This window comes from Nocardia sp. CY15 (assembly GCF_009829295.1).
GTDB lineage: Bacteria > Actinomycetota > Actinomycetes > Mycobacteriales > Mycobacteriaceae > Nocardia > Nocardia sputi.
Window position 1 is genome coordinate 93,807 of sequence record NZ_VUOT01000007.1, and the last position, 13,051, is coordinate 106,857.

Annotated in this window: 11 protein-coding genes; 4 read left to right on the top strand and 7 right to left on the bottom strand. The window is 67.7% G+C overall.

The annotated features are described in order from the left end of the window. Positions 1-19: 19 nt before the first annotated feature. On the bottom strand, positions 20-2,392 hold the full coding sequence (locus GVY39_RS11410) for a lysylphosphatidylglycerol synthase transmembrane domain-containing protein (RefSeq protein ID WP_159923442.1): 2,373 nt from the start codon (positions 2,390-2,392) through the stop codon (positions 20-22). A 238-nt stretch (positions 2,393-2,630) separates the two neighbouring features. On the opposite strand from GVY39_RS11410, the gene GVY39_RS11415 reads away from it, so the two are divergent. Together GVY39_RS11415 and GVY39_RS11420 are read left to right on the top strand one after the other, a co-directional pair. Then, positions 2,631-3,530, top strand: coding sequence for a polysaccharide deacetylase family protein (locus GVY39_RS11415; RefSeq protein WP_159923440.1), 900 nt, complete (start codon positions 2,631-2,633; stop codon positions 3,528-3,530). Between the two features lie 20 nt (positions 3,531-3,550). Then, the gene (locus tag GVY39_RS11420; protein ID WP_223519588.1) at positions 3,551-4,417 is read left to right on the top strand and encodes an SDR family NAD(P)-dependent oxidoreductase; all 867 of its coding nucleotides are present in this window, start codon (positions 3,551-3,553) and stop codon (positions 4,415-4,417) included. Between the two features lie 47 nt (positions 4,418-4,464). Here GVY39_RS11420 and GVY39_RS11425 read toward each other — a convergent pair whose 3' ends face one another. Both GVY39_RS11425 and GVY39_RS11430 read right to left on the bottom strand, forming a co-directional pair. Further along, on the bottom strand, positions 4,465-5,235 hold the full coding sequence (locus tag GVY39_RS11425; protein ID WP_236565411.1) for an SDR family NAD(P)-dependent oxidoreductase: 771 nt from the start codon (positions 5,233-5,235) through the stop codon (positions 4,465-4,467). Then, entirely contained in the window at positions 5,222-6,013 is a 792-nt protein-coding gene (locus tag GVY39_RS11430; RefSeq protein WP_159923438.1) for a 2OG-Fe(II) oxygenase, read from the bottom strand. Before GVY39_RS11430 ends, GVY39_RS11425 begins: the two co-directional genes overlap by 14 nt. Before the next feature lie 83 nt (positions 6,014-6,096). On the opposite strand from GVY39_RS11430, the gene GVY39_RS11435 reads away from it, so the two are divergent. Then, complete coding sequence (locus GVY39_RS11435; RefSeq protein ID WP_159923436.1) at positions 6,097-6,696, top strand: GDSL-type esterase/lipase family protein; 600 nt, start codon at positions 6,097-6,099, stop codon at positions 6,694-6,696. Between the two features lie 141 nt (positions 6,697-6,837). Here GVY39_RS11435 and GVY39_RS11440 read toward each other — a convergent pair whose 3' ends face one another. Beyond that, positions 6,838-8,328, bottom strand: coding sequence for an AarF/ABC1/UbiB kinase family protein (locus tag GVY39_RS11440; protein ID WP_236565410.1), 1,491 nt, complete (start codon positions 8,326-8,328; stop codon positions 6,838-6,840). Positions 8,329-8,433: 105 nt separating this feature from the next. On the opposite strand from GVY39_RS11440, the gene GVY39_RS11445 reads away from it, so the two are divergent. Next, complete coding sequence (locus tag GVY39_RS11445; RefSeq protein ID WP_159923434.1) at positions 8,434-9,210, top strand: GntR family transcriptional regulator; 777 nt, start codon at positions 8,434-8,436, stop codon at positions 9,208-9,210. A gap of 338 nt (positions 9,211-9,548) precedes the next feature. Here the strand turns inward: GVY39_RS11445 and GVY39_RS11450 are convergent, their stop codons facing one another. The 3 genes from GVY39_RS11450 to GVY39_RS11460 all read right to left on the bottom strand — a co-directional run bounded on the left by GVY39_RS11450 (position 9,549) and on the right by GVY39_RS11460 (position 13,031). Beyond that, positions 9,549-10,673 carry a nitronate monooxygenase family protein gene (locus GVY39_RS11450; RefSeq protein ID WP_159923432.1) on the bottom strand — a complete coding sequence of 375 codons (1,125 nt, stop codon included), beginning with the start codon at positions 10,671-10,673 and terminating at the stop codon, positions 9,549-9,551. A 218-nt stretch (positions 10,674-10,891) separates the two neighbouring features. After that, positions 10,892-12,232: a wax ester/triacylglycerol synthase family O-acyltransferase gene (locus GVY39_RS11455; protein WP_159923430.1), complete on the bottom strand. Its 1,341-nt coding sequence runs from the start codon at positions 12,230-12,232 to the stop codon at positions 10,892-10,894. Between the two features lie 133 nt (positions 12,233-12,365). Beyond that, complete coding sequence (locus GVY39_RS11460) at positions 12,366-13,031, bottom strand: class I SAM-dependent methyltransferase (RefSeq protein ID WP_201295205.1); 666 nt, start codon at positions 13,029-13,031, stop codon at positions 12,366-12,368. Positions 13,032-13,051 lie beyond the last annotated feature (20 nt).

Below are 13,051 nucleotides of genomic sequence, written 5' to 3' on the forward strand. Positions count from 1 at the left end.
CACGCGCGGGGCGGCTCGCTCAGATCAGATCCTTCTTCGCCATCCAGCGCATGGTGGCCCAGCCGCAGAACACCGGAAGCCAGCAGGTCAGCACGCGATACAGCAGCACGGAGGGCACCGCGATGTTCGCCGGCAGGCCGAAGGCGGCCAGACCACCGATCAGCGCGGCCTCGACCGCGCCGACGCCGCCCGGGGTCGGCGCAGCCGAGGCCAGGGTGCCGCCGATCATGGTGACGATGGTGACGGTGATGAAGGTGGTACCGCCGCCGAACGCCTCCACACTCGCCCACAACGCGCCGGCCATGCCGAGGGTGATCGCCGCGCAGCCGAGCACGATCACCGCCGACCGTTTGGGGTCGCGGGCGAGGTCGGCGAGCTCGCCGAGCACTTCCTGCAGTTGCGGCCGCACCGCGTTGTTCAGCCAGCGGCGCAGTTTCGGCACGAACATGAACGTGCCGACGATGCCGACGCCGACACCGGCCGCCAGATACAGCACCGTGGCGTCGGGGACGAAGTGCGAGAGATCCGTCGAGGTACCGGCCAGGATGCTGAACGCGAGGAGCAGGCTGACGTGGGTGATCACCTGTACGGCCTGTTGCAGCGCCACCGCGGCCGTGGCACGCACCGCGCCCACGCCTGCCTTCTGCAGGAAGCGCACGCTCAGCGCCAGCCCTCCGACCCGCGCGGGGGTGGTCGTCGCGGCGAAGGTGTTGGCGACCTGCATGATCACCAGATTGCGGAAGCTCACCGCACCGGAGGCACAGGCCCACAGCGCCGCCGCCGCGCCGACATAGGTCAACGCCGAGACCGCGAGCCCGAACCACGCCCACCACCAGTTCGCCGTTCGCAACTGGGTGAAGAAGGTCGGCACCGCGCTGATGAACGGGTATGCGACATACACCAGCGCGATCAGCAGCACCAGCTGGATGATCTGGTTCCGGGAGAACCGGGTGATCTGCTCGGCTTCGATCCGATCCTGCCCGGTCTGCTTGCGTACCTCGTCGCGTGCGTCCGACAGCGCGGCCTTCCATCCGGGGACCGCCTTGCGGATCCCGGTCGGTATGGCCGACTTGGTCAATCGGCTCGCCGCGGCGAGCACCCGCGCGGCGCCGAGGGTTTCGATAGCCGCGCGCACCGCGGGCTCCTTGCCGAACGTCGCGGTGGTCGTCACCAGCAGCTGGGCGATATCGGATTGCAGCTGCGGGTCCGAGGCTCCGTACTCGGCGTTGCCGAAGCCGCAGAACAGCGTGACCCCGTCCTCGACGCGGATGTCGATCGGTCGCAGGTCGCCGTGCGAGATCTGTTTCCGGTGCAAGGTGTCGAGCGCTCGCCACACGCCCGGCAGCACCTCGGCGGGCTGTTCGGTGAGGGGCTTGCCCCGGGGCCGGGTGCGCGCGTACAACATCCAGCCACGGGAGAGCGCGGCTACCGCGACGGGGCTACCGCTGCCCAGACCGAGTTCGCCGACCGCGATCGCCATGAGTGCGCGGTGCTCGACCACCCGGTACATGGAGCCGTGAATGGCAGCGGTCTCACTGGAGCGGAACGTCAGCCAGCGCCACAACTGTCGCAGCGCGCCGAAGCTGCGCTGGTTCTTACCGAACATCTCGATGACCAGCTCACGCTCCGGGCCCTCGGTGGCGGCGGCGAGCAGCAACGGCCCGCGCCCCGCCGGATGCACCACGGTGAACGCGGTGACCGTGTGGCCGCGTCCGGCCAGCACCCGAACGGCGGCGTCGAGTGGCACCTCCAGCGCGGGCGTGCCGACCACCAGCACGATCACCGCGCCGACCAGCCAGCCGACCGCCAGGCCGAACATCGCCCGCGCGGGCACGACGGTGCTGACCACGAGGTGGATCGGCGCGAAGGCCAGCAGCAGGAACCACAGCCAGCGGCGCGGCCGGATGGGCAGCCACGGGCTGGCGACGGTGAGCATCGCGGCGATCATCGCGATCCAGCGCGGATCGTCCAGGAACTGGGACAGGAAGGTGTCCAGCCGGTCCGGCACCTGCAGATGCCATTTCGGCGCGGACAGCCCGGTGCCCGTGATGGACAGCAGCAGTCCGGCGACGGCCCCGGCCGCGGCATAGCCGGCGAGCAGCTTCCACTGCCTGCCGATGATCAGCTCGATCAAGATCGCGAACGGCAACGCGAGAATCGCCATGCCGTAGACCAGATACACCAGGTTCGACTGGTCCGGATTGAGGAAGCCGACGATGTTGGAGACCGAGCGCTCCAAATCCAGCCACTCCGGGCGGGTGATCAGCGACGCCGCGATCACGACCGCCACCCAGATCGCCGCCAGGACGACGCGGACGATATCGCTCGTCCGGCGGATCAGCGGCTGCAGCAAGCTCCCCGTGACCGGGATCTCCCGCCCGTCCACTCGCATGCTTCCCAGCCTCTCCGGGTTTCAGGCCGTACCGGTTAGGGTGGCGCGGGACCCGCGTTCCGGTGCTCCTCCGCCTCTCCGGCACTTCAGGCCGTACCGGTTTGTAGGTTCGCTGCACGATACCGGCCGATAGACACGACGACGCGCCGGTGGTGGCGTGTATCGCTCAGCGGATGTGCCCTATATCACTATCTTCCAGGTTGATCCTCACACCAGTGTCAAGTTCGAGCATGAGGGCATGGACAACGAACTTTTCCACTACAGCCCGATCGTCGACCGCCCGCCGCTGCGGTGGCCCGGCGACGCTCGTGTCGCGTTCTATGTGGGGCTCAACGTCGAGCACTATCAGGTGGACCGTCCGTCGACGAGCATCTTTCCCGGCACCGCCGGGCTCGCGCCCGACCCGCTGAACTACGGCTGGCGGGATTACGGACCGCGAGTCGGCATCTGGCGGGTGATCGAAGTCCTCGACCGGCACGGCGTCCGTGCCAGCGCGCTGCTCAATTCCGATGTCGTCGAACACAATCCGCAGATCGTGGCGGCCGGTGTGCGTCGGAACTGGGCGTGGGTCGCGCACGGGAAGAACAACTCGATCTTCCAGGCCGACCTTCCGGTGGACGAGGAGCGGGCGTATCTCACCGACGTGGTCGCGACCATCGAACAGGCGACCAGCAGCAGGCCGCGCGGCTGGATGGGGCCCGCGCTCACCGAGTCCTTCCAGACCCCGGCGCTGCTGGCCGAACTCGGCCTCGGCTACGTGCTCGACTGGACCAACGACGACCAGCCTTATCCGCTGTCGGTACCCGGCCTGCTCAGCGTCCCCTACTCGGTGGAACTCAACGACAACACGCTTTTCCTGGGCAAGGCCACCAGTGGACCGGACTTCGTGCGGATCGTCCGCGATCAACTCGACCAGCTCTACGCCGAGTCGGCCGACAGCGGCCGGGTCATGGCGTTGGCCCTGCACCCGTTCGTGATCGGGCAGGCGTTCCGGATCAAATACCTCGATCAGGCGCTCGACTACGTGGCGAATCACCCAGGGGTATGGCTGACGACCAGCGACGAGATCGCCGAGCACTGCTCGGGCGCGTCGGTGCTTGCCGAATACACGCGAGCCGAAGACGATCGGGTCAGGTAAACGATGCTCGGGAGGCAGGAATGGCAGCGCAGGACCAGCTACAGCAGGACCTGACCGGAAAGACAGTGGTGGTGACCGGCGCCAGCTCGGGCATCGGCGCGGCGGCGGCGCAGCGGCTCGCGGCGCGCGGGGCCACCGTCGCGGTCGTCGGCCGATCGCCGGAGCGGACGGCCGAGGTGGCGGCGAAGGCGGGCGCGCAGCCGTTCGTAGCAGACTTCGCCCGGCTCGACGACGTGCGCAAGCTGGCCGATCAGCTGCTCGACCGGTACCCCAGGATCGATGTGCTGGCCAACAACGCCGGCGGCGCGTGGCCCAAGCGCACCGTCACCGACGACGGCAACGAACTCACCTTCCAGGTCAACCACCTGGCGCCGTTCCTGCTGACCAACCTGCTGCTGGAGCGCTTGACCCAGGCGCAGGCCAGGGTGGTCAACACCGCGAGCATGACCTACCGGATGGCCGAGCTGAACCTCGACACGGCGAACGCGGCGACGGGCTCGTTCAGCCAGCTCGGCGCGTACGGCGCATCCAAACTGGCGAACATCCTGTTCACCAGGGAATTGGCCCGCCGCACGGAGGGCACCGGACTCACCACCGCGGCCTTCCATCCCGGTGTGGTCGCCACCCACGTCTACGACAACGCCCCCTTCGGCCTCGGCTGGTTCATCCGGTCTCCCCTGGCGCGCCCGTTCTTCATCCGCCCGGACAAGGGCGCCGAGCCGCTGGTGCACCTGGCCACCACCGCCGACGGCGCGGCGATCAACGGCCGGTACTTCCACCGCTTCGAACTGGAGGCGCCGAGCAACAAGCAGGCGGTCGACGCCGATCTCGCGCGGCGATTGTGGACGCTGTCCGAGCAGGCCACCGGGCTCGCGTCGAGCGAATAATCGGCATACGGCATACGGCATACGGCATACGGCATACGGCATACGGCTTACGTTTCGGCGTCGGCGAGCCGCAGGGAGATGCTGTCGGCTCGGTCCGGGTCGACGCCGACCCCGTACACGCCGCCGGACCGGTCGCCCGCGTCGAGCTCGACGATCGCGCGGGCGACTCGCTCGGTGGGGACCAGCACGGGAAAAGTGGTGGGCGCGATCGCGTTCACGCGCACGCCGAACTCGGCGAACTCGGCGGCGAGGTTGCGGGTGAGCTGATCGAGCGCGGCTTTCGACGCGGAGTACAAGGTCTGCCCCGGATAGACCTCCGACCCGGAAATGCTCGATACGTTGACGATGTTGCGGTTGCGCGCGCGATTCTCCTGGCCCGCGTGCAACCAGCACCGCTGCGCCAGCCGTGTCGAAAAACGCAGCGGCACGGCGACGTTCAGGGTGAAGTGAGGATCGAAGTCGTCCAGCGCCGCGTCGCCGTCGACGATGCCGCGCGGATGCAGCCGGACGTGCGCGGCGTTGTTCACCAGCAAGTCGACCCGGCCGAACCGGGCCAGTGCCAGGTCAACCACCCGTTCCACCTCGCCGGGCTGGGTCAGATCCGACCGGACCACGAAGACGCGCGAATCGTTCTCTGGAACGGGCGCGTCCGGCGCGAGCGGATCGACGTACCACTCCAGCTGTGACGGCACCGCGGGTGTGCGCGTGCGGCACACGGCGACGATGTCGTAGTCGCGATAGTAGGCCTGGCAGAAGGCGTCGCCCAGGGTGCCGCTCGCCCCGGTCAGCAGGCAGACGCGGCGTTCACCAGTGGACAATCTTGTCTCCTCCCCAGCGCCGTTCGGCGTCCGCCCTGGTGCGATGCACCCACATCACCACACTGTTGCGATCTCGGACATTGTTACCCGCGAAGGTGTGCCAGCTGCGCGGGGTGACTTCGAACAGCACGAGCGAATTGTCCAGCGGTGGCACGAGGGTTACCGACGGCAGCGCGGCCGCCTCGGCGACGTGGTCGTACAGCGCGGTCTCGCCGCCATCGCCCGGCTGCCATCCCGGATTGCCCAGATAGAACAGCACCGCGACGGCCCGCACGGTCTCGCGCGCGCGGACGCCGGGCGCTCGCGCTCCGGTCTTGGTGTCGACCGTGCCGTCGGGCAGGCGCACTTCGTCCCGGCCTGGTGGCGGCCCGGGGAACCAGGCCGGATTGAGGTCGTTGTGCGACCAGCCGAACGGGCTGCCCGGCCCGTGATGGTGCACCGACCCCTCGACGTCGCCGGTCGCGTCGACTCCGCCGAGCCGGGCGACCAGGTCGTGCCATTCACGCGAGCTGAACAGCGCCATCGGGCCGTCGCGCAGGTCGGCCAATCGGATGCCGTCGGCGCTGTAACCGTCGGCGACGGAACCGAACAGCTGCGGGCTCTCCCGGCGAACCCGCTCCAGCTCGTCGGCCAACCGCTGATAGAACTCGGGAACGAAGACGTCGCGGGCGTACACGTGCGGAAACGGTCGGCTGCGGCGAATCCAACGTCGATGGGCGAACAACTCCGCGAACCACTGCGGAACCGGCGCTGCGCGCTCCGAGTCGGTTGTCACCATTGCTCCCTCCCGGTCGAACCTCGTGATCATATTGGCCGCACCCGGTACGCGCGGGCCGGTCTCCGCGTTGCGAGGATCGTGCGATGAGCCGTGATCTGCGTGTGTGTTTCGTCGGGGATTCGTTCGTCGCCGGTGTCGGCGACCCGCGCTGCCTGGGCTGGGCAGGCCGGCTCGCGTCCGCGGCGCACGCGGAGGGCGTGCCGCTGACCGCCTACAACCTGGGGGTGCGCGGGCAGACCTCGAGCGAGATCCTGGAGCGCTTCGGCGCAGAATGCGCGTCCCGGCTGCCGGAGGGCACGGACGGCAGGGTCGTGCTCTCGTTCGGCGTGAACGACGCAATGTACGAAAACGGCGGCCCGCGGGTGAGCCCCGAGGAGTCGGTGGCCAACCTGCTCGCGCTGCTCGGGCAGGCGGCCGAGCGGCACTGGCCCATCTTGATGGTCGCCCCGCCGCCGATCGCGGACGACGAGCACAACGCCCGCACCGCCGCGCTGGAGGAGCGGTTCTCGCGGGCATGCGCCGTTTCGGACGTGCCCTTTGTGCGCGTGCACGAGGCGTTGCGCGACAACACGGTGTGGGCCGCCGAGGTACGCGCGGGCGACGGTGCGCATCCCGGGGCCAGGGGCTACGACGAGATCACCGCGCTGATCGCGCCACACTGGCGTGAGTGGTTGTCTCGGTGACGTGCCTGTTTCCGGGTGCCTCACGGATTCGTTCGAGCCAGAACGTGACTTCTGTCTGGGACAGCGAGCTGCCTACGGCTGGGTTCGCAGGAGTCCGATGGTCAGCATATCGAATGAGCTTGCGGGCCTGGCGGATCGGGCTCAACTGACCGGCATGCCGCCGTTGCCCGCCTCGGCCCGCCGCTTGCGCGCTGTGTCCAGGTCTACCGTCACCGGAAGGGTCGCCGGTGCTTCGTCCGGGGTGAACGCCTCGCCCAATTCCGGTAGCCAGCGGACGATCTCGTCGCGAAAAGGCCCTTCGGTCTCCAGTTGACCGAGCACTCCCACCAGGGTGAGGAACGAGCGAGCGAACGGCGTGAAGTAGGCGGGCATGGTCATCTGACGGACCACATTGGTCAGGCGAGGGTTCGTGGTGCGCAACACTTGTCGGCGCAGCCAGCGCGTGGTGAGCCGGTAGGTGGCGTGCCGGAGCGGTTCACCGCAGGGTGTGATCGCGGCGTAGAGCGCCTCGCTGTCGAGGTCCCGTCCGGTTTCCACGAAACCGTGCCTGCGCGTGGCCGCGGCCAATTCGCCGGGCCCGCCTCGGAAGATCGCCTTGCAGCATTCGAGCGTCAGCTCGTCGAAGCCCGCGGGCGGCCAAGCGCAGCACGCGCCGAAATCGACTACGCCGAGCCGTCCGTCGGGCAGCACCCGGAAGTTGCCCGGGTGCGGATCGGCGTACAGCAAACCGTGACGGCCCCAGCCGGAGGTCACGAAACGGACCATGAGCATGCCGACCCGGTCGCGCTCTGCCCGTGTGCCGGTAGCGACGATGCGCGGCACCGGGGTGCCGTCGATCCATTCGCTGATCAGTACGTCGCCCTGCTGTGCGACGACATCCGGGACGAAGAAGTCCGGATCGTCGGCGTAGGCGGCGGCGAAAGCTCGCTGATGGGTTGCCTCCGCCGCGTAGTCGAGCTCGCCGGTCACCGACGCGCAGATCGCCTCGGTCACCGCCTTCACGTCCGCGCCGGGCAGGAATACCGCTGCCAGATATGAGATCCGGCGCAGCTGATCCAGATCGCGCGCCACCGCCTGCCTGCCGCCGGGGTACATCACCTTGACCGCGACCGGTCTGCCGTCGTGCCAGACCGCGCGGTGCACCTGCCCGAGCGAGGCCGCGGCGGCGCGCCGATCGTCGAATTCGCGGAAGCGGGAACGCCAATCCGCGCCCATGCTTTCGGCCATGGCGGCATGCACCATGTGCGGCAGCATGGCGGGCGCGGCGTCCTGCAGCCTGCTGAGCGCGATCCGGTACGGCTCCGCAACGTCCGGCGGCAGGGCCAGCTCGTAGATGGCCAGTAGCTGCCCCAGCTTCGCGGCACACCCTTTCAGCTCGCCGAGCACCTCGAAAATGTGCTGGGCGGTGCGGAGCTGGATGTCGCGATTGACTTCTTCGGCCGATCTGCCGAGTGCCCTCTTGCCGACCCCCGCGGCCTGTCGCCCGGCCAACGCCATCGGCAGCGCGGCGAGTTTCGCGCCGCGAACAGCGCTGTGAACAGGAGGTTTGCCATGCGAACGCGACGCGAAAAGCCGGGATCGCTTGCCCGTGGACCCCTCCTCGGGGCGCTCTCCGATGGGCCGGATGGTCATGCCTCACCTCACAGTCGCGCGCACAAGTGTGACACAGATGCAGTACCGGACAGTAGGGCTTAGACTGTCTGGGACGTATTCGAAAGTAGTCGAAAGGTGACTTCGATGGGTTCCCAGACGGTGGTCGCCGACGTTGCCGACGAGCTGGCGCGCCGGGTTGCCGCGGGGGAATATCAGCCAGGGGATCTCATGCCGTCGGTGCGTCAGGTCGCCGAGGAATTCGACATGAACCGCGCGACCGCGCAGCTGACTCTCGGTCGGCTGGAGTCGTACGGCTTCGTCGAAGCCCGGCGCGGCAAGGGATTCACGATTCGTGACGTCCGGGAGGTCGGCGGGATGGACGTGTACCGCCACCTGTTCCGTTTCTCGATTCCCATGCCGGACATCGCGATAGAGATGTTCCGCGACATCGTGGACGTCGAGCGCAATCTCGTGCTCGAAACGCTGCTCGCCTACACCGGTGGCGAACAACGGATCGATTCGGCCGAACTGAAGGCCGCCATCGATGAACTCGAATCGATTGCTCGGCAAGATGTTCCCGACTTGCGGCAGCTTTTGGCGCTCGAGGTCGCGCTGGTGCGCAGATTGCTGACCGTGCTCGGTCTCCCTATGCAGCGCGCGATCTTGAACTCGATCGGCGAGATGGTGCTCGAGGTGCCGGAAGCGGTCGATGCGTATTTCGCGGGCGCACCGGACCTGCACGTTCTGATCTGGCGGGCGCTGGCCGCCGTGTGGGATTCCGGCGCCGGGCCCAGCGATGCTCAGCTGGCGCTGTTCGAGGATCTGTTCGGCATGTACCACGAGAAGGTCATCGCGCGGTTCGAGGAATCGGTGGCAGGGATCGGGGAGCGCGCCGACGAATCCCACGCCGCGACCGCCTAGTTTTCGTACACTGCACAATGCGTCTGGGACAGATGCGGGCGCTTTTTTCGCCATCTCTACTGGGCGCGCCGAAACGCGGGAGTGCGCGGCTTTAGCCCCGGCAGCCTGTCCCAGACATTTTGGGCTTCAGCGTGTGATGTGGTGGGCGCGCGCGCATAGCGGAGGCGGACTGTCGAGGCCGACGCCGGTCGAGATGATCCGACTCAGGGGCAAGCAATCACAGCGCGCGCCGCACGACGATGCGGCGTACGCTCAGATGCCTTCCAGTGACCCTGTTCCGGCCGGTGGGATGCCGCACGGCCGATCCGCACGGCATCATCGACTTGCCAAGCGCGAGTTCAGGCTCCGCCGTTGAGCTTGTTGAGGCGCTCGCACGCCTCGACATACTCTTGGATCAGCCGGTTCACCACGTCGGCGGAGCGCTCCACCCGGTTCATCATGCCGACGATCTGGCCGACCGGATTGAAGTTGACGTCCTTGGCGGCCTCGGGATAACGATGGCCTCGCTTCACGCCGTCCAACGCGACCATCATCTGCAACGGCATCGGCAGCGGGTCGGGAGTGTCGGCCTGCTCCCACGCGTCGGTCCAATCGTTGCGCAGCATGCGGGCGGGCTTACCCGTCCAGGCGCGCGAGCGAACGGTGTCGTGGCTGGTGGCTTCGATGTAGCTCTGCATCTGCGCGGGGGGGACGTTGGCCTCCTCGACGGTCAACCACACCGAACCGGTCCACGCGCCCGCGGCGCCCATCGCCATCGCGGCGGCCACCTGACGACCGTTGCCGATACCACCCGCGGCGAGCACCGGCAGATCGCCGACGGCATCTATGACCTGCGGCCACAGCACCAGCGAGGACACCTCGCCGCAGTGGCCGCCGCCCTCGGTGCCCTGGCACACCACGAAGTCCAGGCCCGCGCGCTTGTGGTTGAGCGCGTGCTTGACCGATCCGCACAGCGCGCCGATCAGCCTGCCGGAATCCTGCACCTGCTTGACGACGTCCTCGGGCGGAGTGCCCAGGGCGTTGGCGACCAGCTTGGCCTTCGGATGCCGGAGAATCACCTCCACCTGGGGCCCCGCCGTGGTGGCGGTCCAGCCGAGCAGTTGGTTGTGGTGCTCGCCGTCCGGCAGCTTGGGCACGCCGTGGTCGGCGAGGATCTTCTCCGCGAAGTCGCGATGATCCTGCGGGACCATCTCGGCGAGTTTGGCTTCCAGTTCCTCGGGAGTCAGGCCATCGATGCCCTTGCCTTCGTACTTGGAGGGGATCACCAGGTCGACGCCGTACACGCCCTGCACATGCTCGTCCAGCCAGGCCAGCTCGACCTCGAGCTGTTCGGCGGTAAAGCCGACGGCGCCGAGCACGCCGAGTCCGCCCGCGTTGCTGACCGCGGCCGCCACGTCGCGGCAGTGGGTGAAGGCGAAGATGGGGAATTCGATCCCGAGCCGTTCGCAGATTTCGGTTCGCATGGCGTGCTGGTCTCCCTAACTGCTCCGCCGCGAACGGCGCGGCGCAGATGTACTAGAACGAGTTGCATAAGTGACGCTCGGCGCGGCGCGCCCGCTGCGCGTCGAGTCCACCGCGAGCCGCAGATATCGCCATGAAGCGGCCGCGGCTTCCTCGACTGGCCTTCGCACCATGCATCGACAGTAACACGTTCTAGTTTTCTGCGGAATGCGATGCTGAGTCAGGGGGTGGCCCGCTCCAGTTCGGCAAGGGACTGCTCCAGGTGATCGAGCAAGCGGGGCAGCTGCGGAACACTGCGGCGGCAGCCGACCAGGCCGAAATCGAGATTGCCCGCGTTGGAGGTCAGCGTGATGTTCACCGCCTGGCCGTCGAACGGGATGGACAGCGGGTAGCTCGCGTCGAGGCGCGCACCGTTCCAGTACATGGGTTCGCGCGGTCCCGGCACGTTCGAGATGACGAGGTTGAAGGTGGGATTCGTCCAGGGAATCAGCGCGGGCACGAGGTTGAGGGCCAGCGGGCTGAGCATCAGCGCGGACAGCGCCATCGTCTGGTTGCACGACAACGTGCGGTAGACGTCCTTCCCGTCCCGCATCGACGCGCTGACCACCTGCAGGCGCTCCAGCGGATCGGCGATATCGGTGCCGAGGTTGCACAGCACCGCCCCCACCTTCACGCCGTTGGTCTCGTCATCCTCGGCGCGCAGCGACATCGGCACCATCGCGATCAACGGTTTGTCGGGCAACGCGTCCCGTTCGATCAGGTACCGCCGCAGTGCGCCCGCCGACATGGTGAGCACCACATCGTTGAGCGTCGAGCCGGTTGCCTTCTTGACCTGCTCCAGCCGCTCCAACGGCCAGGATCGGACGGCCGAGCGGCGCGCGCCGCCGATGGGCACGTTGAACATGGTGCGTGGGGCGGCGAACGGCAAGGTCAGCTGCTGGCGCACCAGGGCCGTACGCGCCGCGCGCAGCAGCGACGCGCCGGACGACGCCGCGGAGATCAGATTCCGCGCCGTACCGCCCGAGCCGGACCCGGCCCTGCGCTTTTCCCGTGGCAGGTGCCACGGCACCCGTGTCGCGGTGGAGGACGGATCGCTGGTCAGCGTGCGCCGCAGAAGGCGTTGCGCGGAGATGCCGTCGATCAAGGCGTGATGCATTTTGGAATACAGCGCGAACCTGCCATCGGCGAGGCCCTCGATCAGATGGAACTCCCACAGCGGGCGATGCCGGTCGAGCAAGCTGCTGTGCAACCCGGACGCCAGCTCGACGAGTTGGTCCATGCGGCCCGGACCGGGCACGGCCAGCCGCCGCACGTGATAGGCGAGTTCCACGTCCTCGGCATACGTCCAAGCCATCTGCGGTGATCCGAAGATCGTCGCTGGATGCTTGCGAAAGACCCGATCCACGTCGGTGTTGCGCAATAGTTCCTCGTGGACTTGCGCGGCGAAGTCCTTCCCCGCCTGCTCCGGCGGCTCGAACAATTGCAGCGAACCGACGTGCATCGGCTGTTCGCGGGATTCGGCGAGCAAGAAGACGGAATCGACCGGCGCGATGAATTCCATGATGAGTCGCCCCCTGACGACATGGTGAAGAGTTCGGATTTCAGATCGACCACGTTGTCGGCGGGCCCGCGCAGCCATGAAACCGCCGCGACACGACAAACCTACCCGGACGGAATGAACCGCGTTCGGCGAATCACCGATCCTTCGAAGCCAGCAGGTAGGCCTGCCCGAACCGCTCCTCGGGACGCGGCTCGCGCACCATGCGAGCGATCATGGTGAACCCGGCGGCGCCGAGCAGACGCGCGAGGCGTTTGGGCGCCCACTGGTAGGCGCGAGTCACCTTGTGGTCGAACGCTTCCACCGTGTCGGGCAAGTCGGCCGCCTGGAAAGCCAGCAACACGTGCCCTTTGATCGCGAGTACCCGATGGAACTCGCCTAACACATGCGGCACGCGTTCCGGCGGGGTGTGGATCAACGAATACCAAGCCACTATGCCGCCGAGGGTTTCATTGCCCATCGGTAGCTGCTCGAGGGAACCTTGCTCGAACGACAGCTGTGGATATTGCGCGCGGGCCAGCTCGATCATGCGCGGGGAGAGATCGATGCCGAACACCTCCGCCCCCAGCGACGCCAGATGTGCGGTGATCCGACCCGGCCCGCAACCGAGATCGGCGATCGGTCCGGACCCGTTGTCGGCCACCGATTCCGCGAACACGGCCAGCATCGCCCGGTCGAGCGGTTGGCCGGCGAGTTGATGCCGGACAAGGTCGGTATAGAGGTCGGCCACCTCGTCGTACGCGGTACGGGTGGCGGTCACATCGGCGAGTTCGTCTGCGAAGTCTTCGTTCGAGTCCAGCACTCCGAACAGCGTATTACGTA